The sequence below is a fragment of the Marinobacter sp. NP-4(2019) genome (assembly GCF_003994855.1).
In the GTDB taxonomy this organism is placed as follows: domain Bacteria; phylum Pseudomonadota; class Gammaproteobacteria; order Pseudomonadales; family Oleiphilaceae; genus Marinobacter.
On the sequence record NZ_CP034142.1, the window covers coordinates 1893146 to 1918511 of the forward strand.

At 56.6% G+C, this 25366-nt stretch carries 28 protein-coding genes; 9 read left to right on the forward strand and 19 right to left on the reverse strand.

The window, feature by feature from the left end:
- Positions 1-7: 7 nt before the first annotated feature.
- The 3 genes from EHN06_RS21440 to EHN06_RS08625 all read left to right on the forward strand — a co-directional run bounded on the left by EHN06_RS21440 (position 8) and on the right by EHN06_RS08625 (position 2092).
- On the forward strand, positions 8-664 hold the full coding sequence (locus EHN06_RS21440) for a hypothetical protein (RefSeq protein WP_228257444.1): 657 nt from the start codon (positions 8-10) through the stop codon (positions 662-664).
- 110 nt (positions 665-774) lie between these two features.
- Positions 775-1188 carry a MarR family winged helix-turn-helix transcriptional regulator gene (locus EHN06_RS08620; RefSeq protein ID WP_127331985.1) on the forward strand — a complete coding sequence of 138 codons (414 nt, stop codon included), beginning with the start codon at positions 775-777 and terminating at the stop codon, positions 1186-1188.
- 25 nt (positions 1189-1213) lie between these two features.
- Complete coding sequence (locus EHN06_RS08625) at positions 1214-2092, forward strand: alpha/beta fold hydrolase (protein WP_127331987.1); 879 nt, start codon at positions 1214-1216, stop codon at positions 2090-2092.
- 50 nt (positions 2093-2142) lie between these two features.
- On the opposite strand, the gene EHN06_RS08630 is transcribed toward EHN06_RS08625, so the two are convergent.
- The 5 genes from EHN06_RS08630 to EHN06_RS08650 form a co-directional block, all read right to left on the reverse strand.
- Positions 2143-2676, reverse strand: coding sequence for an SRPBCC family protein (locus EHN06_RS08630; RefSeq protein WP_127331989.1), 534 nt, complete (start codon positions 2674-2676; stop codon positions 2143-2145).
- Positions 2651-3037 (reverse strand): ArsR/SmtB family transcription factor, encoded by a 387-nt coding sequence (locus EHN06_RS08635; protein ID WP_127331991.1) that lies wholly within the window; start codon positions 3035-3037, stop codon positions 2651-2653. Before EHN06_RS08635 ends, EHN06_RS08630 begins: the two co-directional genes overlap by 26 nt.
- A gap of 102 nt (positions 3038-3139) precedes the next feature.
- Positions 3140-4198: a quaternary amine ABC transporter ATP-binding protein gene (locus EHN06_RS08640; RefSeq protein WP_127331993.1), complete on the reverse strand. Its 1059-nt coding sequence runs from the start codon at positions 4196-4198 to the stop codon at positions 3140-3142.
- Positions 4199-4209: 11 nt separating this feature from the next.
- Entirely contained in the window at positions 4210-5244 is a 1035-nt protein-coding gene (locus EHN06_RS08645; protein WP_127331995.1) for an ABC transporter permease, read from the reverse strand.
- Positions 5245-5344: 100 nt separating this feature from the next.
- Entirely contained in the window at positions 5345-6310 is a 966-nt protein-coding gene (locus EHN06_RS08650) for an ABC transporter substrate-binding protein (RefSeq protein ID WP_127331997.1), read from the reverse strand.
- Between the two features lie 146 nt (positions 6311-6456).
- Between EHN06_RS08650 and EHN06_RS08655 the strand changes: the two genes are divergently transcribed.
- A complete protein-coding gene (locus tag EHN06_RS08655; protein WP_127331999.1) occupies positions 6457-7221 on the forward strand; it encodes a DUF2182 domain-containing protein in 765 nt (254 codons plus the stop codon).
- 27 nt (positions 7222-7248) lie between these two features.
- Here EHN06_RS08655 and EHN06_RS08660 read toward each other — a convergent pair whose 3' ends face one another.
- The 3 genes from EHN06_RS08660 to EHN06_RS08670 form a co-directional block, all read right to left on the reverse strand.
- Positions 7249-8070 carry a methyltransferase, TIGR04325 family gene (locus EHN06_RS08660; RefSeq protein ID WP_127332001.1) on the reverse strand — a complete coding sequence of 274 codons (822 nt, stop codon included), beginning with the start codon at positions 8068-8070 and terminating at the stop codon, positions 7249-7251.
- Positions 8071-8158: 88 nt separating this feature from the next.
- Positions 8159-8962 carry a methyltransferase domain-containing protein gene (locus EHN06_RS08665; RefSeq protein ID WP_127332003.1) on the reverse strand — a complete coding sequence of 268 codons (804 nt, stop codon included), beginning with the start codon at positions 8960-8962 and terminating at the stop codon, positions 8159-8161.
- Positions 8963-8989: 27 nt separating this feature from the next.
- Positions 8990-10585: a tetratricopeptide repeat protein gene (locus EHN06_RS08670; protein WP_127332005.1), complete on the reverse strand. Its 1596-nt coding sequence runs from the start codon at positions 10583-10585 to the stop codon at positions 8990-8992.
- 255 nt (positions 10586-10840) lie between these two features.
- On the opposite strand from EHN06_RS08670, the gene EHN06_RS08675 reads away from it, so the two are divergent.
- On the forward strand, positions 10841-11074 hold the full coding sequence (locus tag EHN06_RS08675) for an alpha/beta fold hydrolase (protein ID WP_206075741.1): 234 nt from the start codon (positions 10841-10843) through the stop codon (positions 11072-11074).
- A 148-nt stretch (positions 11075-11222) separates the two neighbouring features.
- Positions 11223-12257 (forward strand): FAD-dependent oxidoreductase, encoded by a 1035-nt coding sequence (locus EHN06_RS08680; protein WP_127332009.1) that lies wholly within the window; start codon positions 11223-11225, stop codon positions 12255-12257.
- Positions 12258-12349: 92 nt separating this feature from the next.
- Here the strand turns inward: EHN06_RS08680 and EHN06_RS08685 are convergent, their stop codons facing one another.
- From EHN06_RS08685 to EHN06_RS08705, 4 genes are all read right to left on the reverse strand, one after another.
- Positions 12350-12667: a hypothetical protein gene (locus tag EHN06_RS08685; RefSeq protein ID WP_127332011.1), complete on the reverse strand. Its 318-nt coding sequence runs from the start codon at positions 12665-12667 to the stop codon at positions 12350-12352.
- A gap of 96 nt (positions 12668-12763) precedes the next feature.
- Positions 12764-13963, reverse strand: coding sequence for a cation:proton antiporter (locus tag EHN06_RS08690; protein ID WP_127332013.1), 1200 nt, complete (start codon positions 13961-13963; stop codon positions 12764-12766).
- Between the two features lie 96 nt (positions 13964-14059).
- On the reverse strand, positions 14060-14701 hold the full coding sequence (locus tag EHN06_RS08695; protein ID WP_127332015.1) for an MBL fold metallo-hydrolase: 642 nt from the start codon (positions 14699-14701) through the stop codon (positions 14060-14062).
- Between the two features lie 435 nt (positions 14702-15136).
- Complete coding sequence (locus EHN06_RS08705; RefSeq protein WP_127332017.1) at positions 15137-15487, reverse strand: hypothetical protein; 351 nt, start codon at positions 15485-15487, stop codon at positions 15137-15139.
- A 162-nt stretch (positions 15488-15649) separates the two neighbouring features.
- Between EHN06_RS08705 and EHN06_RS08710 the strand changes: the two genes are divergently transcribed.
- Positions 15650-17365, forward strand: coding sequence for a winged helix-turn-helix domain-containing tetratricopeptide repeat protein (locus tag EHN06_RS08710; RefSeq protein WP_127332019.1), 1716 nt, complete (start codon positions 15650-15652; stop codon positions 17363-17365).
- Between the two features lie 11 nt (positions 17366-17376).
- Here the strand turns inward: EHN06_RS08710 and EHN06_RS08715 are convergent, their stop codons facing one another.
- From EHN06_RS08715 to EHN06_RS08740, 6 genes are all read right to left on the reverse strand, one after another.
- A complete protein-coding gene (locus EHN06_RS08715) occupies positions 17377-17853 on the reverse strand; it encodes a DUF302 domain-containing protein (protein ID WP_206075742.1) in 477 nt (158 codons plus the stop codon).
- 89 nt (positions 17854-17942) lie between these two features.
- Complete coding sequence (locus tag EHN06_RS08720) at positions 17943-18794, reverse strand: hypothetical protein (protein WP_127332023.1); 852 nt, start codon at positions 18792-18794, stop codon at positions 17943-17945.
- Between the two features lie 371 nt (positions 18795-19165).
- Positions 19166-19315: an NAD-dependent epimerase/dehydratase family protein gene (locus EHN06_RS21765; protein ID WP_127334396.1), complete on the reverse strand. Its 150-nt coding sequence runs from the start codon at positions 19313-19315 to the stop codon at positions 19166-19168.
- Positions 19316-19510: 195 nt separating this feature from the next.
- Positions 19511-20527 (reverse strand): GlxA family transcriptional regulator, encoded by a 1017-nt coding sequence (locus EHN06_RS08730; protein WP_127332025.1) that lies wholly within the window; start codon positions 20525-20527, stop codon positions 19511-19513.
- Positions 20528-20665: 138 nt separating this feature from the next.
- Positions 20666-20941: a DUF4242 domain-containing protein gene (locus EHN06_RS08735; protein ID WP_127332027.1), complete on the reverse strand. Its 276-nt coding sequence runs from the start codon at positions 20939-20941 to the stop codon at positions 20666-20668.
- 167 nt (positions 20942-21108) lie between these two features.
- The gene (locus EHN06_RS08740) at positions 21109-21702 is read right to left on the reverse strand and encodes a TetR/AcrR family transcriptional regulator (protein WP_127332029.1); all 594 of its coding nucleotides are present in this window, start codon (positions 21700-21702) and stop codon (positions 21109-21111) included.
- A gap of 137 nt (positions 21703-21839) precedes the next feature.
- Between EHN06_RS08740 and EHN06_RS08745 the strand changes: the two genes are divergently transcribed.
- Positions 21840-22298: a hydrogenase gene (locus tag EHN06_RS08745; protein WP_127332031.1), complete on the forward strand. Its 459-nt coding sequence runs from the start codon at positions 21840-21842 to the stop codon at positions 22296-22298.
- A gap of 120 nt (positions 22299-22418) precedes the next feature.
- Here EHN06_RS08745 and EHN06_RS08750 read toward each other — a convergent pair whose 3' ends face one another.
- Positions 22419-23363 carry a homocysteine S-methyltransferase family protein gene (locus EHN06_RS08750; RefSeq protein WP_127332033.1) on the reverse strand — a complete coding sequence of 315 codons (945 nt, stop codon included), beginning with the start codon at positions 23361-23363 and terminating at the stop codon, positions 22419-22421.
- A 132-nt stretch (positions 23364-23495) separates the two neighbouring features.
- Between EHN06_RS08750 and EHN06_RS08755 the strand changes: the two genes are divergently transcribed.
- Positions 23496-25340 carry a hypothetical protein gene (locus tag EHN06_RS08755; protein ID WP_127332035.1) on the forward strand — a complete coding sequence of 615 codons (1845 nt, stop codon included), beginning with the start codon at positions 23496-23498 and terminating at the stop codon, positions 25338-25340.
- The last annotated feature ends 26 nt before the right edge of the window (positions 25341-25366 follow it).

Below are 25366 nucleotides of genomic sequence, written 5' to 3' on the forward strand. Positions count from 1 at the left end.
CGGGCGGGTGAGTATTGGACCCAGTGGCAAGGCTGCCGGTAAAGCGATGGTGGTGGGTGCCACTGGCGCGATCGGCTCGGTCTGTGCGCGATTGCTGGCCAAAGCGGTTGACGAAGTGTATCTCGCTGCCCCGGAACCGGCGAAGCTGTTGGCTCTGAAGGAAAGTGTTGAACAAGAAACGCCAGGGGCCATTGTGCATGTGGCTGGCTCTGCTGAACGAGACCTGGCGGACATGGACATGATTGTTACGGCCACATCAGGAGCAGGCAAACGCATTCTGGACATCATGAAGGTCAAACCCGGCTGTGTTATTACCGACGTTGCCCGACCACTGGATATTCCAGCGGAAGATGTCGCCAAACGTCCAGATGTGCTAGTGATCGAATCCGGTCAAATACAGTTGCCTGGAGAAGTGCGAATGAAGGACATCGGTCTGTCCGATGGGGTGGTTTATGCCTGCCTGGCGGAGACCATTGTGTTGGCGCTGGAAGCGCGATTCGAGAACTTCACCCTGGGCCGTAACATTGAATGGGAAAAAGTCAGGGAAATTTACAAACTTGGTCTCAAACACGGAATGAAATTGGCAGCTATCTCGGGGGTTAATGGGGTATTTGGTGAAGACGACTTCGAGCGAGTCAGAGAGTTGGTGGCAGACAATAAATAGATAAACTCTGAGAATACCTGAGATACCTCAATTAACCGACAGGTGGGTGCTTGTCATTTATTACACATGCGTAGTATATTTGGTTTACATGTGAAGTAACTGGCGAGACCATGGATAAACGGCTTTTCTACCTGCTCAACATCGCCCGTCATCGGGTATTCAAACACGCTGACCAGCTCAGTGAAGAAGCCCTTGGCATTTCAGTCACCCAGGTCGGCGCATTGTTACTGGTAGCCGGCGACGAAGGCTGCCTGCTGAAAGACCTGGCCCGGACCCTGAACCTGAACAACTCCGCACTCACCGGTCTGGCTGGCCGCATGGAACAAAAAGGATTAATTGAACGGCGTCCCTGCGAACAGGATGGGCGCGCCTCCCGCCTTTACCTCACTGATCTGGGGCGCCGCAAGATTGACAGCGCCAAGCCCCTGATCACCGAACTGAATGAGCGCATGACCGAAGGGTTCACTGAGGACGAAGTGAACGTCATCCTGCGGTTTCTGAACCGCCTCGTGAACGATTTCTGATACTGATAAAAGAGGGAGCCCGGATATGAGTGCCCACGAATCCGTACTGGACGTTGTTAGCCCGCGGGAAATGCCTCTGACCACGGACGGCGGCCACCGGATCAGCCTTCGCATTTTTTCGGCGGAGCCGTCCCGGTCGGTGGTGATTATTGCTGGCGCGATGGGAGTCAGTCAGAACTGCTATGAGAAGTTTGCACGCTTCCTGTGCACCGAGGGCCATACCGTTCTTACGTTTGACTACTTCGGAACCGGTGCATCGCTGCAAACCCATCTGCGGGATTGCCCCACCAGCGTGACAGACTGGGGGAATGAGGACTGCCATGCCGTGATTGAGTTTGCCCGCCGACAGTATCCGGGCCAGCGTTTGCAGTGGGTTGGGCACAGTGTCGGTGGGCAGCTCCTGGGCATGACCCCCAACGTCAACCGGTTGGATAACGCCATCACCGTGGCCGTCGGTAGTGGCTACTGGCGGGAGAACTCACCGCCCACTAAACGCATCGCATGGATACTGTGGTACTTCGTGGCACCGGTGAGCCTTCGTCTGGTTGGCTATTACCCCGGGAGCCGTCTCCGGCTGGTTGGTGATCTGCCTCCCAATGTTATGCGCCAGTGGCGGCGCTGGTGCCTCCACAGGGATTACGCTGTGGGCGTGGAAGGGGAGAGTCTGCGTGAACAGTTTGCCAATGTCCGGGTGCCGATTACCGCCGTTTCCTTTACCGACGACGAAATGATGTCCGAACGGAACACCGAATCCATTCACAGCTTTTACTGCAATGCCCCGGTGACCATGCAGAGGATTGCCCCCGCTGATGTAGGGGAAAGACAGATTGGCCATTTGGGCTGGTTCCGCGAACGTTATCGTGAGTCGTTGTGGCAGGGCGTGTTGTTGCCGCTGCTGAAATGAGTTGCGTTCCGCCCGTTTACCTCAGGCGGAGCGCAACCCCGTTGGTTTCATCAGGCAGACAGCCGACGACCATATTCCTCTTTCAGCCTGGCAATGCTATCCCAGAACGGTTCAGGATCGCTGCCTTCAAGCCGGGCCACCAGAATATCCAGGTGAGCGTGCCAGCCGGAACTGACGGAGAGCAGGGTGGACTGGTCCGGTATGCGGTGGTGGGTCACCGTCAGCATGACCTGGTTCCCCATGGGTTCCAGATCGAAGGAAACACCACCGGTGCTGCCCCAGGCAATGGCCAGCTTACGGGGCGGGTCCAGTTCAATGATCCGGCTTTCCAGCCTGTGCTCCTCGGAATACTCGGGTGGTCGTTGGCCGGGCGGGTTGGTCAGCTCATCATTACGCCAGACAAACTCGAAAGCGGTGTCGACTTTCATTTCCATTTTGCCTGCCGCCAGCCACTGGCTGCGAAGCTCGCTGTCGGTGAGATACGACCAGACACGCTCAATAGGGCCGGGAAGCAGGCGCTGAATTTTTAGCGTGGTTGGTTCGGTCAGTACGCCATAATCACCGGGGTTTTGATAATCCGTCATGAGTCCTCTCCTTGTCGGGTGTGGTGTCAGCTGCCTCCTCCTGGTGAAGCAGTTGTTCCAGTACATCCAGGCGATCGTTCCAGAAGCCCTGGTAGAAATTCAGCCATTGGTGTGCGCTGGCCAACGGCCCGGGTTCCAAGTGGCAGACGTGGGTGCGGCCACGCACTTCCCGGCGGATCAGCCCAGCGTTTTCCAGCACCTTGATGTGCTTCGAGGCAGCCGCCAGCGACATCTCGAAGGGCTCCGCAAGCTGGCTGACCGAGCGCTCTCCGCCAGACAGCTCATATAAAATCCGTCGACGGGTGGTGTCACCAAGGGCGTGGAAAATAGCATTTAGTTGTTGCGCATTTAATTCAACCATATGGTTGAATATAGGGGTGCTGTTTATGAAAGTCAACCATTAGGTTGAATATTTTGATTCGATTTTGAGGCGGAGATGAGACTTCACTGGCCTGCCCGTTGGTCAGTAGCGGGCCCGGTCATTGCTCTCCGAGGCAGCAGTGGGCACCAATGCCTTTACCAACTCTTTCATATCGAGAATGCCCACTTGCTTCTCGTCACGCATTACCCGATAGATCCGCGCGGTGTCGCCTTCGGACCTGGCAATCACTGATTCCAGGTTATCCCGTTCGGAAATGTCGCCGGCGCAGTCTCTCGGGGCTTCGGTTGTTTTCTCCATGACCGAACGAACCCTGAGCACCCGGGCACGATTAATGTCGCTGATAAAGTCGATAATATAAGGATCGTTAGGGTGCATCAGAATATCCTGGGGCTCGCCCTGCTGGACGACGTAGCCGTCCTTGAGAATCACCAGATGGTCTGCGAGTTTAAGGGCTTCATCCAGATCGTGGGTGATAAAAACAATCGTCTTTTCCAGTTCACCCTGCAACTCCAGTAGCAGGTCCTGCATGTCGGAGCGGATCAACGGGTCCAGGGCGGAGAACGCTTCGTCCATCAGCATGATTGGTGAATTCGACGCCAGGGCACGGGCGATGCCCACACGTTGCTGCATGCCCCCGGACAACTGGTGCGGGTACTGGTTCTCGTTGCCTTCCAGGCCCACACGGGTGAGCCACTTTTTGGCCTCCGCCTCAAAATCCTGCACGGAGTAGCCGCGAACCAGAAGGGCCATGCCGGCATTCTCCAGCACAGTCTTGTGGGGAAGCAGGGCAAACTTCTGGAACACCATCGACATCCGTTCCCGTCGGAGCTTACGCAGCTTGTTTTCATCGAACTGCAGCACGTCTTCGCCGTCGATCTCGATTTCTCCAGCGGTTGGTTCGATCAGCCGGTTGAGATGGCGAATCAGGGTGGATTTTCCGGAACCGGACAAGCCCATAATGACGGTAATCTCACCCTCGTGGATATCGACATTGATATCCTGGAGGCCAAGCACATGATTGTGCTTTTCCAGCAGTTCGGCCTTTCCCATGCCTCGGCGAACATGGGCCAGAGCGATATCGGGCGTGGGACCGAAAATTTTGTACAGGTTCCGGATGGAAATTTTGATATCCCGATCCACAATTCGCTCCCTTACTGTTTCTGTGCAGCGTTAATGCGTGCCAGCGATGCCTTGGTCACCCGATCAAGGATCACTGCCAGTATCACGATACCGAGGCCTGCCACAAGCCCGACACCAAGCTCGAGGTTGCGGATGCCCTGCAGTACCAGTACGCCGAGGCCGGGAGCCGATACCAGGGAGGCGATGACCACCATCGCCAGGCTCATCATGATGGTCTGGTTCACGCCTGCCATAATATTGGGTAATGCCAGCGGGATCTGGACCTTGTAGAGTTTCTGCCGGCTCGTCATGCCAAAGGCATCAGCGGCCTCAATCACATCTTTGTCCACCAGGCGGATGCCGAGATTAGTGAGACGAATCACCGGCACTATGGCGTAAAGAATGATGGCAATTCCGTACAGTTTGGATTCGGTCACGCTGAACAGGAAGATCAGCGGAATCAGGTACACAAAGGGTGGCAGCGTCTGCAGCATGTCCAGCACGGGAATGGTCAGCCGCTGCATCATGTCACTGCGGGACATGGCGATGCCGATGGGCACACCGAACAGTACGCACAGGAAGGCGCAGACAAAAATAATGGCCAGTGTCTGCATCGCGTATTCGTAATAGTCGATAAACGCCAGCAGAGCCAGACTGATACCGACAAAGACCACCAGCTTCCAGGACTTGGAAACCACAAACACCACCGCCAGCAGTAGCGGTATGACTATCCACCAGGGGGTGTTGAGTATGGCGTAAAGGGCGCCGTCGAGGAACCAGCTCAGGGGTTGCGTCAGCGGGTCCAGCACGACGCTCAGGTTGTCCTTGATGTCCAGAAAGCCTTGCTCTAGCCCCTTGGTCAGGTCCCTTGATTGTGGAAAGGAAGCGCAGGACTCATGGAACGCGTCCATTGAAGGGAAGGGCAGCTCCCAGAGGGAGTCAGGTTCAGCCTCCGTACCTTGGGTTTTTCTCAGCAAATCCGCCATGGATAAGGGGGTATCGCTTGTATCTTCTGCGCACCACTCTTCAAGTCCCAGCGATGAAAACAGAAAATCGTAGGTAGCCATCTGGGTTCAGTTTCCCCTGAGTAGTCAGGATTGTGGTGCTGCACCGGGCTGCCGGAACGGACAAAGCCGGCGTTCCGGCTCTGTCCGCCAGGTCCGGTTATTATTCCAGTACAGCAGCAAGGCGTTCCCTCGCGGATTCATTCAGCCAACCGGACCATTCGTCACTGTTGTTGTTCAGGAAGTAAACCGCCGCTTCTTCCGCGGAGGCGTTGCTTTTATCCATCCACGCCAGCAGCGCACTCATGGTGTCGGTCTTGAATGTCAGCTTACTGAGCATCTCGGCCACTTCCGGTTCACGCTCCTTGAAGCTGGTGGTGACGGACGTCAGCACCGGCGCCGCCGGAAACTCGGATACACCGGGATTATCGACATCCGGAGTCTGATTGCGGGTGTGGATTTCCGGATCGTAGTCACCCAGCTTGACTCGGGTCATGTCGAACTTACCGAGCGGAACGGTGGGGCCCCAGTAGTAGCCGAACCAGGGTTCCTCGTCCTGCACGGCAGATGCCATGGAAGAGGCCAGGGTCTCGCCGGAACCGTGATTGAACACCTCAATACCGGAGGCTTCCAGGTCAAGTGCGCGGATCAGGTTGTCACTGACCACACGGCAGCCCCAGCCGCTCGGGCAGTTATTAAAGCGGTTGCCTACCAGTTCAGGGTTTGCCATGACGCCTTCGATGGTGGTCAGTTCCGGGTATTTTTCCGCCAGGTAGGTGGGAATCCACCAACCCTCGACGCCACCCGGGTCCAGCACTTTACCGAGACGCTCTACCTTGCCCTGTTCTTCGAGCTTCAGGTAGGCCTCACCGGCAGAGTTCAGCCAGAGCTCGGTGACGATGTCTGGCTCGCCGTTTTCGGCTACCGACGTCACTGCAGGTATGGTGTCAGAGGGGACGACCGTCACATCGCAGCCATAACCCTGTTCCATAATGAACTTGGCAACGCTGGTCACCACTGTATTGGAAGCCCAGTTCATCTCAGTGATGGATACTTCCCCACAGTCCGCCTGGGCGAATGCGGGGACGGATAGTGCGCAAAGCAATGCGGCTGATTTTAGCGTTCGCATGATTGCTCCTCCTTGCTTGTAGGGATTGGGGGAGTACGGAGTGAATTCCTCGCAAGTGTTTGACGAATCGAAAGGCAAAACGTTGTATACCTCGGTTACTACCTATACTTAAGAATAGTGTTCCAGATCGGAGTTACAAGCCTGTAATGGAAATTCATGTTAAATCTGATCCAGGCATAGAGCGCCTGCTTCACAAAGACCGCTGGGTCGTGCTGGCGTTACTCACTGCTGTAATTGTGGCCAGTTGGAGCTATCTGCTAGCCGGCGCAGGTATGGATATGTCTGCCATGGCGTCAACCGACTGGTCACCCGGCTACGCTGTGATCATGTTCCTCATGTGGTGGATTATGATGATCGCGATGATGCTGCCGGGCGCGACCCCGATGATCCTTCTGTTCGCCGCTGTTAACCGTAAGCAGCGCAAAAGTGGCAACCCTTACGTGCCGACGACATTGTTCACGGCAAGCTACCTGCTGGCCTGGGCCGGATTCAGTTTGCTGGCGACGATATTGCACTGGGGAATAAAACAGGCCGGCTTGCTGGCGGACATGGCGTTAACCAGCCAGCTTCTGGGCGCCGGGATATTGATGGCTGCCGGGATTTATCAACTCACTCCCCTTAAACAGGCCTGCCTTCGGCATTGCCGAATGCCGGCCATGTACATAGCTACTCACTGGCGACCGGGCACCCTTGGGGCGTTCATCATGGGCCTGCAACACGGCATTTTTTGCCTGGGTTGCTGCTGGGTGCTGATGCTGCTGTTGTTCTTTGGCGGAGTAATGAACCTTTACTGGATCGCTGGGCTGGCGGTCTATGTCCTGATCGAGAAAACCATCCCCGCCGGCAACTGGCTGGACTATGGTCTTGGCATGGTGCTCATTGCCGTTGGGGCCTGGTTAGTTGTGACTTGAGCGGCCCCTGAGTTGTGAGCCCTTACATTATTGTGCCCGGTTTAGTCGTACCAACATACCGTAGTAATAATCCAGAGAATGGTCTGGGTGGTATGGAATCTGGCATGCCTTGTCCGCATTCTTCCACTGGTCAATCACTTCACCGTCGAGCTTCTCGATCTCCTCTAACAGTTCACTTGCGCTGTGGATTTTGTAGGGGCATATCGCAGTGCTGATGTTTTGCAGTGTAACGTAGCTTTTTTCCGGATGGACGGGCAGCATGTTAATCAATACGTAGGTTGGCCTGGCCCGTAACTGACCGATAATCGAACTTAACGAATCTTCTACGTATTGCAGTGAGCCGGAGAACAACACCCAGTCACTTGGAGCTGACAGGGTTAAATCTTCAGAAAACCTCAACTGGGCGGAATTGCCGTTGGTAGCGGCAAATTTCCGGGCTTCCCTGATGACGGCCGGAACATCGTATATCTCCCATTCGAATGGCTCCGGGAAGGTGAGATACCTGGTGAGGGCGTAATACAACACCCCAACGTGGCCGCCGAAGTCAATCAGCTTCTGATTGGGTTGCATCAACCTGTTAAGCCAGAACGCGACCGGATAATCACAGGGGGAAATCGCCTGCATACGAAACCGATACATTTCAGCAGAGGCGGGGGCTTCGTTGTCGTAACCAAGCGGCTTACTGGCGGGTGCATCCGCACTCGCAGTTGCAAAATCGGGGTAAACGCCCTTAAACCAGTTTACATTCGTGGCAGTAGCGAACTCTTTAGCATAACGTCGGTTCAGTGCATTATTGACGGCAGGAATTTTCTCGAAGCTACGCACAAGCTTCTTCGCTCGATCGTACATTGCTTTTACTCCCTTAAAAGACGATCACAGGACTTCCGGGAACATAAGACCCACCGGCACCGGCAGGTCCTATGTTCCACCCGGCGGCTCAGGCTTTCGTTGCAGTGATAAAATGAACGGGCACCTTAAATTCCACACCTCCGTGCGAGGTCTGAAATGCCGCCAATTCCTTGCTTGCTTCATGCACCACGGCTTCAATTGCGCTCTCGCCCAGTTCAATGCCTGCGAAGGGGAACCAGCCCCTGACATCCGCAAGCACCATGTTCCTGATGCTATCAAAATGTGCCGTGCCTTCATGGGTCAGGATCACCGGGGCAGGGATATCCGCCTCGTGCAGCAGCAAGGCAAGTCGGTCGGTATCGCCCATCGAGAAGGGGCGCTGAAGTGCCTTGCCCACCCCCGGGTCGATAAGGCGCTCATAGATGCTTGCCAGGGTCGCGTAGGCCGGCAGTTTGTCGAGAGAATCAAAAACCGCCAACGCCAGGTGACCGCCGGGTTTTAGCACACGCTTCATCTCGCGGAGTGCGGTGTCCGGTTCTGAGAAGAACGTCAGCCCGAACTGACTGACCACGGCATCGAACTGGTCATTGTCGAAGGGTAACGCCTCAGCAGGGCCTTGGTGCAGCTCGATTCCCGGCGAGTGACGCCTGGCGACAGCCAGCATGCCGGGGTTGATGTCGACACCCGAGACGGCGCCAGTGTCGGCAACCCGTGAGGCAACCGCTCGGGTCAGAATGCCCGTGCCACAGGCAACGTCCAGCACACGGTGGCCGGGCTGAATCTCAGCGGCATCCGCCAACCGGTCCGCCCAGGGTTCAAACAATGCGGGGCCCAGCAATTGCTCGTAAGCCTCCGCCACTTTTTCAAGTTCCCGATCGCTTAAATGACTCATGGGATGTCTCCTCTCATTCCCAGGGATCTAAGACCTTCCTGCCAGTACTTCTGTTAGATTGATCGAGTCACGCTCGGTTCCCGCAGCGGACTCGGTGTCTCCGGATGCTTTGGTCGCACGGGCTGCCCCTTCCAGAGTATTGTGTCGTTGCGGCCAGATGCGATTGGACTGCTGGTAAGCGGCCAGAGCCTCGGCCGGGCGATCCAGGGCAAGCAGCAAGTCGCCAAGGGCTTCGTAGGGCGGCTGCAGGGCGCCCGGGGTGACCGGATGCTTTTCGACAGTGGCTTCCAGTTTACCGGCGGAACGCATCAGTTCGACGGCGCGCTCAGGTTCTCCTTCAGCATGTGCAATCCAGCCGGCGAGAATCCGGCGATCCACCTCAATGTAAGTTGAGAAACGCTGATCGGCGGCGGACTTGGCATTTTCCGCCAGTGTTTCCAACCGCTGTTCGGCTTCCCGGGCGGTCTCCAGGTCACCGGTGTGGACGGCTCCCAGTCCACGGGCAAACCAGCTCAGACCCTCGGGCCAGGGGAACTTGTCCCAGTCGATATAGTCGACGGCACGTGGGGTAATAGCGGCGGCGGCTTGCCAGTCCCGTGTTTCAACGGCCAACCTTGCCGGGATGGAAGCCAGGTGAAATGCTCCTGGGAAATTTCCCTGGTGTGGTCCGTTGGCCTGGGCAGATTCCCAGACACTCCGGGCCGCGTTGTTTTCACCGCGTTGGAGATGACCATAGACCAGATAGTCGAGTGCGTGAATGTAGTGGAACGATGTAGCGCCATCGACCTTGTGTTCAACCGCCACCTTTGCGGACCGCTGGTTCCAGTCAATCATCTGCGGCCAGTCACCAAGCCGTACATAAATGTGTGACGGCATATGCAGGGCATGAGGAACGCTGGGGGCAATGTCCGCATACGAATCCACAATTTCAGTCGCGTTTGCAGCGCGACCATCGGCATCGGTGGCGTGGATGGTGTAATGAACGGCCCCTGGATGGGTGGGCTCGGATTCCCAGGCCTCGCGCAGTACCTTTTCTGCCTCATTGTGCAGCGCTTTCCGATCTTCGGCGGACAGCGCCAATGTCAGGCGTGACAATGCATAAAGCGCGGCGATATCAAGATCATCGGGGAAGGCTTGGTAAGCTCTGTCCATGCCCTCAATCCATCCGGTCAGACGCTCCCGGAGCTGGTCGGTGTCGGGCTCGAAAAAGGCAGCAGTGGCGTCGATCAGAAGCCGTTCCCGCTCATCTTCAACGGTGTCACGGGCTTTCTGGATCGCCTGGCGACCCTGAGTGATATCCCCCGCACTCGGCGTGGTTCCCCATAACGGCTGGAACAGAGTCGTGGCGATGCCCCAATGGGCCAGGGCACAGTCGGGATCGGCTTGAGTAATGGCCTCGAATTCGGCCCGGGCCCGGGTGTACATCATGTGATGCATCATTCCCAGTGCGTGGTCGACACCTGCACGCACATCGTCGAGACAGTCGGCTTGAAAGTTAACGGTGCCTATCGCATCCCCGGCGCTATCGGAATAGCCACCGTTTGCCGCTTCCTGATGTGCCGAAAGGGGAAGGGTAAGGCTCAGAGCAGCGGCAAAAAGTACAAAGCGAGACGTTGTATTCATGACAGGACTCCAGTGAACCGTTTTGCTATTGGAGCCGGCATGTCATACACCGGTCAGGGACTGAATACATACTGCCAGTTACTGGCCTTGCATGCGCAGCTTACTAACCCCGAAATTACTCCTGTTGTGGTTGGTTTGCCAGAGGAAATCCGGAAGTCGTTGTACTGGAGGATGCTGGGTTAATGCTGACGCTGATGAATCAAAACTCCCCAGTTGAGTGAATGTGTTGATAAGCGAACTGAAACTGGGGAAGCCGTGGCCAATGCCCTGGGATGGCGACGATTTCCACTGCTGGGTATTTGCCAGGGAGGAGCGGTCGCTGCAGCGTATGCCGCTCGCCACCCCGAGCGGGTCAGTAGGCTTGTGCTGTATAACACCTACGCCAAAACGGCGTGCAATCATGTCAGTAACATCTGCAGCAAGCTGGACATTACCACCCGGGCCCAACTGATTGTCAGGGCCAGGGAAGCGGGATTTGGCAACCACTAGGGCAACTGTCCCGCTTAAGGTCATTTCATCAAACCATTCGGGACAACTGCCTCATGCCGATCGTTGGGGCTGCGCGTAGCGTGATCATTGAGGCCAGCCGCAGTTGGCCGGGCACTGTATATTACCGGTGACCTGAGAGGTGATCATCATGGATACCGAAGCCATCAATCAACTGAATGGCACATTCCGGGGCGACGTTCTGGAGCCCGGTGATGCCGAATATGACGATGTCCGCGCCCTCTACAACGGCATGATCGACAAACGCCCCCGACTCATCGCCCGCTGTTGCGATACGGCAGACGTGGTCACGGTCGTGTGTTTCGGGCGCGACCAGGGCCTGCTTGTTGCGCTGCGTGGATGCGGCCATAACGGCCCCGGACTGGGCAGTTGCAATGACGGGCTGCTGATCGACCTGTCCCGGATGAAAGGCGTCTACGTCGATCCGATCTTCTGGGACCTGGCCGACGCCCGACGGATTATGGCTTGGTATCGCGACTTCCTGCCCACAGCTCCGCGGGAAATGGGGATGTTCCTGGGGCTTAAACGGGTACCGAAGGTAGAACTGTTCCCCGAGGCTCTCTGGGGCCGGCCCATTGTTGCCCTCATGACCTGCTATAACGGCACGGAGGAGGAGGGCATTGAAGCGATGCGGCCGGTACGTGAGGCGCTGCCGGAACCTCTGTTGGACGGAATGACGCAGATGCCGTTTCCCATGTGGCAGTCCGCCTTCGATCCCATCCTGCCCAAAGGGTTGCAATGGTACTGGAAGGGTGACTTCGTGAAAGAACTGCCCGACGAGGCCATCGACGTTCATATTGAGCATGCCTCGAGAATACCGGACGGTCTGTCATTGATGCACCTGTACCCGATCAACGGCGCGGTCCACGATACCGACAGCAACGCCATGGCGTGGAGCTGCCGTGACGCGAACTGGTCCATGGTCATTGCCGGAATTGATCCCGAGCCGAAGAATGCGGAAGCCATCACCCGGTGGGCACGTGATTACTGGGAGGCGGTTCACCCCTACAACGCCAGCGGCGCCTACATCAATTTCATGATGGAAGAGGGGGACGAAAGGGTGCAGGCCACCTATGGACCCAATTACCCGAGACTGGCGCGGATCAAGACCAGGTACGATCCGGATAACTTCTTCCGGGTGAATCAGAACATCCGCCCGGGATGAGTTTGATGCCGGGTTCAAACGGAGCCCCAAGCAGTGTCATGGAAGGCAGCATGGGGCTCCGGATCACAATCCTCCTTGTGCAAGGTTTTGGTCTATGAATCAGTATAGGATTCAGGTACGAAGTTATAGGCCTCCCTTACCTGGTGCATAACCATTGTTGCCTCATCGGGTTCCAGACCAACTTTCATTAATTGCGGCATAACCAGTCTGCCAACTTTTGAGGTTTCCGAGCGGGAGACTTTATGTCTGATGAACACCTGCGCTATATCTTTCGGATTGGCGTTCCTGTCCTTCCGGATGAGTTGGCCAATTTCATTGGCACAGGCCTGCTTGACCGGGTCTTGTTTCCGTGCCATTCGGACGACCAGAAACACCGCAGTAATGAATAGCGCTACAAACAAGAATTTCATATCCCGGACCTTTTTAAAAAACACTTAATGACTCGGAGCAAAATAGCGACTAGCCCACACAGAGTCTAGTGGATTGGTTATTGCCGCTTACATTGATCAACGCAGAACCCGTTTTACAAGTACCGGCCCAATCAGCTCAAAAATTATGGTGGAAGCAACGACCACCGGAATAATGGTGTCGTGGTGTTCTGGAAATCGTTCGGCTGCCAGCAATGCCAGACCAATCGCAATACCCGCTTGTGGTGTCAGCGCCAGTCCAATATTCCGGGGGACTGCCTGATGTTTCACCCGGTTGAACATCACTGCAAGATAGCCGCCCAACACCCGGCCAGCCACACGAAGAAGGATATAGGCCACGGTCAGCAGTATTGCATCGTCCACCTTGAACAAATCAATACTTGCTCCGGACAACACAAAGAAGAACACAAGAAACGGCCATTCAATGTGCTCAATCTCCCGGAATGACCGGGTATGGTGGTGGGACAGGGTTGCTACCAGGCTACCGGCAATCATGGATGCCAGTAGGGCGGACACACCCAGTAACGAAGAGAGCCCGGCCAGTAACAATATCAACGCGATTGCTTCCACCTGTGTGGGCTCTCCCGGCCTGAGGCGACCGGTCAGCCATGCGGCTGGCAGCCCAATGGCAATCCCCATCAGGATCGCGCCTCCCAGTTCCCACATTGCATGCAACAGGGCTATTTGGCCATCACCGCCAAGTACCCAACCGAGCACTGCCATGCTCAACCCGAAAACGAGAATACCCCAGCCATCATCGATAGCAACGATGCCCAGTAACAGCCGGGGTAGCTTTCCGGTACTCCCGCTCTCGCGAACGGATTCACTGACAGCGGCAGGGTCCGTTGCTACTGAAATGGCTGCCAGCGAAACCGCAACCACAAGGGGAAACCCCAACACTAGCAAACCGGCACCAACCAGGAGTCCACCCCCGATAATGACGGACAACGAAACAACCAGAATCAGCGGGCCGGTATTGCGCAGCCGATCCATTTTCAACTCACTGCCCAACAGAAAAGCCACCATTACGAGTGCCAACTGGATTAGTGGCTCGCTCAGTCCGCCAAGCAAATCACCGTTCTGATCACCTGGCCACACTTGTTGAGCGAAAGCGATGCCAATGCCTACCAGCATCAGAATCGAGATTCGCGGAATCCTGGTTCGGCAGGCGAGGGTATCCGCGAAAATGCTGGCGGACAGAATAACGCCCAAGAAGATGATATTGAGAGTGGCCTGCGAAGCCTCAGTGGGTAACCAGTCGGGCAGGTGATCAATCATTTGGATTTATAGGTCCTTTCTGGTGCAGCCTGTAATGCAGAGCACACACCTTGTCAGCCAGCAAGCTGTTCAACGTAATCTGCCTGGTTTTCCGTTTTACTTCTGGTCAACCAACTTTTCCCTGGCTCGGTCAACATGGCCACACCAGTCGGTGCGCAACATTTCCTGAAAACCGGGATCGCCACCAAACGCACTGGAGAGCACAACATCCGGTTCGAAGTACCGGAGGATTTTCAGACTCTCAACCAGGGTGTCCCGGTCACTGTAGCCGGAAATGAACCCGGCTTGCCATGTTCCATCCTTGCCCAGATATAGCGTGTCACCAGTGAAAAGATAGCGTTTGCCTTGAGGAGACTCCACAAGGAAGCAGGTGCTTCCCGGAGTGTGTCCCGGGGTAGGGATCACTTCAATATTGCCCAGTTGAACTTCGCGCTTATCAAACAGAATATCCGGAGTACAGATAGGGGTGAATTTGGCCAGTTCTTTCACATGGCCGCCCAATCTGGCGCCGAATTGCTCGCGAATCAGCTTTAACGTTTCGCCCAACTCGTCCTGGTGACTCAAAAACTGGTACGCCACGCCACCAAGCTCTGCCATGTTGTCTATCTCATGCTGATGGCTGGTATTGTAAAAGAGTACGTTTCCGTCATCCCGGGTGAGCAGGTAGGCATGGGTCGTCAGGCCTGGGAGAGGGTTCTCCGTCTCTGTTTGCCACAAATCGGGTTGTATCTGCTTCATGTCAAATGCTCTTTGCAGTTGGTTGGGACATGCCGCCGTCAGTACTTTTCAGGCCTTCCGGTGCAACCGATGATGCAACGCGCGCACCTCGTCAGTAAGCTCGTCCGCAGGAAATTTCATTATGGCCCTCCCAGCGAACCTGTCCGTTGCCATCGACCAGCACCGAACCAAAAGGTTCGTCTCCCTTTTCCAGGGCCTCAGTAGCCAGGGCCACGCAGCGACGCAGAGGACAAGATCGTTAGAATTCATGATGGGTGATTTCCCCAGGGGCTTTTCGCGAGTGATGTTTCTAGCGTAGGTGGTGATCGCAGTTGTTACCAAGAATAGATAATGCCCGGGGACAATCCGCACAGAGCGCTACGAGTGTCCCCAGAGCGGGCCCAGGCACCACGTTGAGTTGCATCATCTTCAGTGATTGCTACCGGGCCCTCCTTACTAAAAGGCTTTACCGTCTTCGATTTTCTCGTAGTGGCCATTCAGACTGCCGTCCGCCGCGTTGAACTTGGTGACGATGCCATAGTAACCCTTGCCGGACCAGTCTCCGCCGAGCAGCTTGCCCGTGAGAACATTATCCTCGCCGTAGTGAATCGCGATCTTCTTATCCCCGGAAGGCGCTACCCAAGTTCCCGTGTTGCCAACCAAACGCCCCGCAATTTCATCCGCAGTGAGCTGTTTGGCGCCATTACCCAGAGCCTCCTCCATTGCGCTTTCTGCCGCGACTGTCAACGAGAAGCCTGCGATCACTGCGTAAGCCAGTGTTTTAATCAATGTCGCTTTGAGTTTCATCGTGTTATCTCCTGCAGGTTTATTACATAAGAGCCTGGTACCGGGACTCGACCCAGGCCATGTATGAGGCAATGATGTTCCTAATGAGCGTGGGCCGCTTGAAGATTGGCTGAATTTAGTTGACTATTTTATGAAGATTTATGGTGAGCACCGTGGTGACGCATGGTCTATCGTTTCGGAAACTTTGTTTTTGATCCGGATGCCGCCAGGCTGCTCGATTCGGGGGCGGCTGTCCCGCTTGAGCCGCAGGTTTTGAGTCTGCTGAAGTACCTTGTCGAGAACCGGAACCGCATTGTTTCCAAGGATGAGCTGTTCGAGGAGATCTGGCCGGGGCGCGTGGTCTCCGACGCCGCATTGAACACGAGGATCCGAGCGGTTCGCAGAGCACTGGGGGACGATCGTGAACACCAGACATTCCTGCGGACCTATCCCAAGCGGGGATTTCAGTTTGTGGCCGAGACCGCGTGTATCGAGTCAGGTGACGAAATCGGCGCCCCGTCCAAGGCAAACCAAACGCCACCTACTCACAATGTCGGGAGCTTGGTGGGGCTTTCTGTTCTGTTCCTGTTCCTCATGCTGTCTGGCGCTGTTTGGTGGCTTGACCATAACGGGGTTTTCCAGGCCTCGCCGGTACCGCCCGCCAAGCCCTCCATTGCTGTCTTGCCATTCGATAACCTGTCCGGTGATCCGAGTCAGGAATATTTTGCAGACGCCTTCACGGAAGACCTGATTACAGATCTGTCTCGTATTCGGGGCGCCTTCGTTATTGCGCGCCGCACTTCGTTCACATACAAGAATAAGCCGGTGGATGTGAAGACAGTGGCAAAAGAGCTGGGCGTCCGATACATCCTTGAGGGGAGTGTTCGTCAATCTGGCGACCAGGTCCGCATCAATGCACAGCTCATTGATGCCGCAACCCGTAGTCACCTCTGGTCGGAACGGTACGACCGTGTCTTGACGGATGTGTTCTCGGTACAGAGCGATGTGACGGGACAGATCGCCGCAGTGCTCAAAGCCGAGCTACGAGAGGCGGATAGCCGGAGACAGCAACCACCGGAAAGCCTGGAAGCCTGGGATTACGCGCTGCGAGGCAATGTGAAACTGTTCAATCCTACAGGCCCGAAGGACTTTCAGGACGCGAAGGCTCTCCTGGATAAGGCTGTACAGCTTGATCCCAACATTGCGTCGGCGTGGAGTGGACTGGCGTTCGTTCATTTCGCGGCAAGCATGGGGCACATACCTGGCATCTCGGTCCCTGCCTCTAAGGATTTGTCCCTGGAAGCGGCTCAGAAGGCAGTTTCGATCGATCCGAAGGACGCGGAGGGGCATTGGATGATTGGCGTGGGGTATGCTCGGAATGGACAACCTGAGCGCGGCCTGGCTTCGTGCAACACCGCGATGGCGATCAACCCCAATAACGATTGTGCTTATGTGTGTGCCGGACTGGCCAATATGGCGTTGGCAAAGCCGACCGAGGCCTTGTCACACTTTCGTCAGTCACTTCGGCTGAATCCAGGGTTCCGGCCTTTCAAGAAATATACCTATATGGGGCTCGCGCATTTATACAGCGGACAGGATGCGGAGGCCATCGCAGTATTGAACCGCGCCATTACAGATGCTCCGGGGAATTCGCTGGCGAACTTTGCCCTGACGTCCGCGCTTGCCTTGACCGGTCGCATGGAGGATGCGCGGACGTCACTCGAAAACACTATGGCGCAGGCACACAGCGATCAAACCACGATCAATGCGTTGCGCAACAGCCACTCCTGGATGGGCCCGGGTTCTGAGCGTGTGCTCGAAGGGCTCCGCCTCGCCCGCATGCCTGTGGATACAGGGATTGAAACCTCCTCACAAAACAGATCTGTCCCGGAATTCTAAAAATGAAAGCCTCATTTCTGGGTTGCGGTGCTGCCTATCGCTTCGAAAATACCGTCCAGCTCCTCTGCGACCGCCTTGAGCTCAGCACCACCGCTCTCAAGATAGGGCGCAAACACATGGCTTGGTGTTTTCCATGAGAGTGTGGCTGTACCATTTTCTTCCTCAGTGACGTAGAAGCGGATGGGGGCCTCTATCATGGCAGGCACGTTGGCGCGGATGGCGCGGACCGCGAAGTCATTGCGGAACACGCCAAGCACCCGGTTGCCGGGAATGACTTCACCGCGCTGGGCGGCGACTTCGGTTGGACCGACATCCGTTACTACCGCCATACCTTCTTCCTTGACGGCCTGGCGCACAGAACCGAGCAGTTCTGAATAGCTCTGCTCCGTCGGGATGACACGCCAGCCTTCACGTGGTGTCACAGATTCCGCCGAGGCCGACAGAGCGATGAGGAATGCCAGGATCAGAACCACGGAGGGGCGTATCATAATCATGCTCCTTGTCGTATTCCGTGAGTGATGTTTCTAGCGTAGGTGCTGATTGTCTGTGTGACCAAGAAAATACCGCTGGGGCTTCGTTATCTTCTCACCAGCTCCCCCAGCTTCTGCCCACTCCTGAGATGCCGAAAAATCTGCGGTGTCATGAACGGCGCTGAACCATCGACATTGGGCGCCCCCGAACCTGCCGCCATATCACTGCGATTCACGGTCCGCGTCTCAAAAGACAGCCGTGTCAGCTCCGTTGTATTGGGCACGCTCGCATGCAGGTGGGCGCCTGAAAAGCAGAGCAGATCACCGGGTAACAGACTGACGACCAGGGCGTCGTCCCAACTGGGTGCGTTGGTCGCTGTTGGCAGAAGCGGGTATGCGGGAGTCCTGTTCATTCGGTGGGCCTGTACCATCTCCTGAAAATTCCAGTCGGCACTGTCGTTCTCGACGATCCGCGTAAACCATCCGGGGAAAATTGCGAGGGTTCGTTCTGGTGTTGTGTCGTAGAGCGGCGCCCACCAATTAATCTGTGCCGGCAGATTGGAGCCCCAGGTATCCCGGTGGGCGTGTAGTGGTTTGGTTCGCTCTCCTTGTGTACCTGACCTGGGTGGCTGGATACGAATCACCACACTGTCGCCGTAGGTCTCGTCCAGATCGGTATTGATCGCGGAAAGCACCTGTTGCCACGCGAGAGCCACGTCACTGTCCTTTCGGATTACAGCGCGCAACGCCTCGGCGGCCTGCTCAATGTCGATGGAGGACATCGATTGGTGGACTCTGGTCGGGTCATTACCGAAATAGTTGGTGCAATACGAGCACAACCGATCAGCAAACGGGACCATCGCATCAACACCACGAAAAACGATCAGTTCACCCCGGTAGAGTCTGGCATTGCGCTCGGCCTCGGGCAGGGGAGCTGCCAGTTGATATAAAGCCGTCATGGTTGAATCCATTCCCGGACTCTGGATCTGCAGCCCATTCAGAGGACTGCAGATCCAACAAGCCGGAAGAAGTGTTGAATTTTCTTGAGGCTTATGGCGCTTGCTGAGCGCCATTAACCGAATACGATAGTAGCTCGACCTCGGTTTTTTCCTCACTCCCGAATCGGCATAGCTGTGCAGGACTTTGTCCTCACTGTTGCCAGTAACCCGTAAGGCACAAGGTAAAGCAGAGGTCGCCACCTGACCCAAAAAACCACCGGAATCGTTGGTGGTTACAAATCCGATGCAGCTTTCCCCTCCTTCACATCCACATCGTGCAACCACCGGTGGGTTGGTGAGCGGGGCGTCAACTGCAGCACGCCCGGACAGTGTCACCAACTGATCGCCGGCAACATCACTACCATGCCATACTGGCCGGTCTGGCGGGGGCCTACGATATTGAAGAAACGGGTAATAATAACGGGAATGTTGTGCTCCCGGGCATAGGCCAGGCCAAAGCCCTCATCCGCCAGTTTGCTGATGGCGTAGTTCTAGCACAGGGGGGCACCGGTAACCAGTACGTGCATTGCCTTCTCCGTTATAACAGCGTCATATAGCGGGACTTCGGTCTAGTCAGAAGGGCATAGGAGGCAGGGGATAACGGCGAATTGATACAGGACAATGAAGTCGGTTCTGAGAGTACTGCGAGGTTTAATCAGCCAATTGCCCAAATGATCCTAGCTTTCGGAGGTGGCGCACCCGTCCGTGCTGCGGACGCCGCAGAACTTCGCGCGGTACTGCGCGGGAGCCATTCCGGTGAGTCGCTTGAAAAGTGCTCGGAAATAGGCAACATCTTCATAACCCACGGCCGAACTGACCATCTGCACCGATCGCGCGCCGTTTTCCAGCATTTCCTTGGCTATTGAGATGCGGAAAACCTGAAGATACTTGCCCGGCAGGCGGCCGGTCGCTTCCTTGAAACGACGGATGAAGGTACGCGGGCTCATGTTTACCCGCTCAGCAAGGTTTTCAATAGACATCTGCCGGGAAAAATTCTTCTGTATGAATAGCTCCGCTTCCCGGATCTTGTCGTCCTGGTGTGGCTTGGAAAGCGGCAGCACGGCATAGCCCGACTGATTGGTCCGAGGCATGTCGACAAGCAAAGCCTTCGCAGTTTGAACTGCGATCTCATGGCCGCAGAACTTCTCCACAAGATAGAGACTGAGATCGATTGCCGCGTAGACACCGCCGCTACAGAGCATGCGCCGGTCTTCCGTAACCAAGACATCAGGACGCCACTTCACCCTGGGATATCGTTCCATGAAAGCGTCAGCCGTGCCCCAGTGCGTGGTCGCCTCATGCCCATCCAGCAATCCTGCTTCAGCCAGATACGCCGCTCCGCTGCAGATGCTCGCGATATAAGCTCCGCGATCGTGCCAGCTTTGCAGCCAGGGAAACAAGGCGGCGTGACGGGCGAACTGGGCATCCAACTTAACCCCCGACGCCGGCACGACAATAATATTTGCGTGTTTGACGCTTTCGATCGATACCTCGGGCGACAGGCGCACCGAGTAGGGCGACTCGACCTCCAGGCCATCGAGCGACGCCACGGTCACCCGGAACCGGGGGGCAATCGTATTGTTGGTCAGCTCGTTCCACAACCGACCTGCGGAGTGAAATACTTCGATGGGTGCCAGCGCGGTCGAGACAAAACAGTCGTTCAAAAGCAGGATCGTAACGTCAAGTTGTTTCATCGCTGAAGTCCCTATAAACCAAACAGACCGCCAGCCGGATTATCAATCTGGTCCTTAGGCACCATGCTGTGAACCTAGAATGGGCCTTCCACCACTGGGCCGCTCAGCCGGCGCTTCCGGCTGAGCGGCACCTGCTGGTTACTGATGGGCGGTCATTGGGTCGATGGTTCCGTGGACCTCCGTCACCTTAGTGGCGGGGAAGCCGCTCAGACGTGCGTGTTCCTGCACCGCTTCCTCGTTTTCAGCCAGGTAGATGCAGAATGTCTTGTCATCGGCGACAAAAGACTGAACCCACTGCGCTTTCCCCTCCAGCTTGGCGAGTGCGTCGTTCGATGTGGCCGCAGCGACTTTCAGCTCCTCGCCAGTCATGTTGCCCACGCCGGGCAGATCCCGTTCAATGACGTATCGTTTCATTGTATTGCCTCCAGTTGTGTTAATGGAGGATTCAGAATATAGGCAGGCGCTGATCAGTGGCAGATGACATCTGTGACAACTATAGTCGGTAAAATTGCCAACCGGGAATGCCAGCGGCGATAACCGACGACTGTCCGCTGGTTTCGTTAACGCCTAAGGCATTGTCATTATCCCTTCAACCAACGGCACACCAGCTCTGCTGCCGTTTCGTCATCAATACCCATCCCGGAGATGGTACTCCACGTGTTGATATCCATAGCCACCCGAAGCGTTGCCCGATAATGCTGCGCGCTGGCGCCTTTCTTCCCGGCTGGGACCAATGCATCCTCAAGGCCTTGCAGCAGTTTCATCCATCCGTTTTCAACCACATCCGCCAGGGCGGGCATTGTTTTCGCGTCCCGCATCACTTTTCCCATCATGTCGTAGGAACGACGGTAGTAGTCATAAAGCAATCGGAATACCGCAGCTGCACGCTTTAACTCATCGGGCTCAGTGAGCGCCTGGGTAAAATCCGGCGGTGGGTTATCGGCAAGCCAGTGGTCACTGCAGGCGCGAAACATCGCAGCGTCATCCGGGAAGTGTTTGTACACCGTCACGCGGCCGACACCCGCCAGGTTTGCAATATCACTGATGGTTGTCTGCGCTGGCCCGACCGTTCGGTGCAATTCAACGACCGCTTCGGTAATCCGTCGCCGGGTCTGTTCTTCCTGTTTTGCCCGGGTGGTTTTGCGGTAGATCCGTTTTGGGGATTTAATCGACATACAGGCTGTTTACTCAATATTGACAGGTGCGTGGGCGAGGGATAATCTCTCATATTGAATATACATAGTGTATTCCTAAATTGAGTGAAACGCGAGTCGGGGGACTGGTTTCGCTGACTCCAATCAGGGGGTAACTTATGAATAACGTATCGCTGCCGGCCGTCGCCAACCGCGAACGCCGACTGTACCAGTTCGGTATCATCCTGTTTCTCTTGGGCCTGTTGACCGGGTTTCTATTGCCGTTAATGGAGAATGCCAGAATGGGGCTGTCGAGCCACCTTGAGGGCATCATGAACGGCGTGGTCCTGATTGTGTTGGGGGTGATCTGGCCGAAGCTTCGGCTGAGCCATACTGCTGAAAGGATCACCTTTGGTCTTGCTGTATTTGGCACCTATACCAACTGGCTGGCTACGCTGGCTGCCGGGTTTATCGGTGCAGGCGCCTCCATGATGCCCATAGCAGGCGCAGGCTTTGAAGGATCGGCTGTGCAGGAAGGGTTGATTACCCTGGCCTTGATGTCGCTCTCGGTCGCGATGGTGTTGGTTGCCATCATGGTACTTTGGGGCGTCTGGAATCAGGGGAATCAACTCGAATAAGTGATATCTCCGGAGGCAAGAACCGGGTCGCTCTCGCCCGGTTCTCCAGGTGACTGGCCATCCCGGCCACATCAGGCCCCGCCCCGTAAACGGCCGGGGCCTGATAGTGTCATAGCACATTTACGCCGCAGCCTTGCAGGCCACGCAGATCTGGTGGATATGGCGCTGATCGGTGCCACAGCAACCGCCTACCACGTTGATCCGCGGGAAACGCTGCAGCAGGGCCCGGTAGTCGGCACCGAGTTCCTGCGGGTCACCAGCGTCCAGTTCGTCGGCCTCATCCAGCTCCGCGTGACTTTTCTTCGAGGCATTGCAACGCAGTCCGCGTAGCCGTTCCATCCAGGGCTCATCATTCAGAACACCCGCAAAATGGCTCGGATGTGCACAATTGATCATGTAGTAGGCCGGGCCGTTGCCGGTGGCCTGATCCACAAGTCCGATGGCCTCGTCCAGCTTCTGGCCAGTCGGCAGACAGCCATCCGTCTCCACCGTGAAGGAAATGACCACGGGCATGCCCTCGGCCTGCGCGGCGCGGGTGATACCGATGGCCTCGGGAACGTTCGTTGTTGTGATTGCGGTGATCATGTCGGCGCCGGCCTCCGCGAAGACTTGTGCCTGAGTCGCGTGGTAAGCCTGCGCTTCTTCGGCGGACATGACGTCACCGGGGTCGTAGCCGTCGCCCCTCGGACCGATGCAGCCGCTGACAACGCAGGGTGTTTCCGGAGTTTCGAATTCGTCGCGAAGCTCCAATAGCATGGTGATCGCCTTTCGGTTCGCATCAGCGAGCTCCGCAGCCGAGTAGCCGAGTTTGTGTCCCCAGTCCGGGCTCGAGCGCCAGGTGGCGCTTTCGAAAATAAAGCCGGTGCCGTTTGCCTGTGCGATCTGTGCGTGCCGGCGGAAGTAGTTCCGCAGCACCTGCGTGCCCGCTTCATCCTTCAGCAGATGGAACGCCGCGAAATACGGCAGGTCCTGCCCGTCATGGAAAATAAGGGTGGTCTCGATCCCTCCGTCGGTAGCGAACAGGCCGCCGTCGAGTTGCGGTAGATGGTGTCGGTATTTCGCCATGTCATCGTTCTCCTCTGGCTTGGGTTAAGGTCATAGGCGGCAAAAGCTGAGAAGTGTTTTCAGCGTTGAACTTTCGCCGTCTTTCACTTACAAAGGCGTGAGGTGTGCACTTACGATGTGAGGCACAGAAACGTGAGCTCGAACCATGCAGCCTCCCGGCCAGCGCCGGTTGTCGCTGTCCTGCCTTTCCGCAGTGACGGAGCGCCGTCCGGTAACGCCTCGCTGGCCACCATGGTCGGAGAGGCCCTGATCGGCGAACTGACCCGCTTTGCCGGCATCGAGGTAATCGCCGCGCAGTCTGCCGCCGCGGTAGGTGAATTGCCGGAGACCGAGGCAGCGGCCCGGCTCGGCGCGGACTATGTGCTAACCGGACGGCTCTTCGCACTGGGGGAGGCCCTGAGGGCCTCGGTCACGTTGGTCGCGGGGGTGGACGCGACTCAGGTCTGGCATGAGAATCTCGAACTCGACGCTGACAACCCGCTGGCGATGATCGACGAGGTGGCAGCCCGCCTCGCGGCCACCTTCTCGGCACAGGTCTTTGGTGATGTACTGCGGCGAAGCCGTAGACGTTCACCGGAGACGCTGGAGGATTTCGAACTCGTTGCGCGGGGCGTCGCTCTCCTCAAGGACGGGACTCGGGAGTCCGATGAGGACGCTCGCGCCCTCTTTCAGAAGATCCTGGATCGCAATCCCCAATCCGCTCCTGCACTGGGCGGCATGGCACTCTCCTGGTTTAACGAGTGGAGCTGCGACTTCTGGCAGGAATTCGAGGAGATCGGACGCCGGGCCTACGACTATGCACACCGGGCATTGGCGATTGATGACCGCAACCCCTGGCTGCATCTGGTGCTGGGCCGCATCCTGCTTTATCGCCGCGAGTTTGCCCGCGCGTCATGGTACATCGACCGGGCTCTCGTACTTGCTCCGAATGATGCGGAGCTGCTTATCCAGCTTGTGCCGGCCGAGGTTTATCTGGGGCGCCCCGAGTCGGCGGTGGCCCACGCCGAAAAAGCCATGCGCCTCAACCCCTACCATCCCAATTACTATTACGCCTATGCCGCCTTTCCGTGCTTCGTCATGCGTGATTTCGAGACGGCGCTTCAGACAGCTGAACGGGCAGCCGGCGTGATGATTATCGACATTCCAGCGTTCTCTGGCATGGCTTGCGCCCATCTCGGCCAATGGGACAAAGCACGGAGTTTCCTCGCGTTGTTTGAGACGGAGTTTCGCCGCCGCATAACCCATGGCCGAGATCCGGCGCCCGGAGAGGCTTTCGAATGGCTGATCGCTTATAACCCTTTTCGCCGGGAAGAGGATATTGAGCTCGTCACTGAAAGCTGTCGTCTGCTCGGAGGTACTGTCCTGCAGAGTCGGGCAGCCGGGCCTGGTATCCGCCGATCCGCGGCGTCCTCAGCGGCCTTGTTCCGTGAGGGTGGTGGCTGGCGCTTTGAATTCGACGGTATACAGGCGACACTTCCCGACCTGAAAGGCTTGCACGACCTGGCGCGATTGCTGGCCCGACCAGGGGAGGAGTTTCACTGCCTCGACCTGGCAGGGCGCGACGACGAAGGCGGCAGCGAGGCAATGCTCGACGAACGTGGTCGTCAGGAAATCCAGCAACGGATTCGCGAACTCCAGGAAGAAGCGGCCGACGCAGAAGACGCGAACGACCTGGGCCGCGCGGAAACGCTACGTTCTGAGCTGGACCGGTTGGTTGAAGAACTCTCGAAAGCGCTGGGGATTGGTGGCCGTAGTCGCCGTATGGGGGATCTGGCGGAGCGTACCCGATCATCGGTGACATGGCGAATCCGCCATGCCATCCGCCGTGTCGAAAGTGTTCACCCGACGCTCGGCCGTCACCTGTCCAATTCGGTACGGACGGGGCTGTTTTGCCGCTACCAGCCCGAGCAAGACATCCAATGGCAAGTCACGGAACGAATTCGGAACCAAAGGCCGCGCCTGCCTTTTCCTAGATAATGTGATCCGTTTCCTATCGCGTTTCC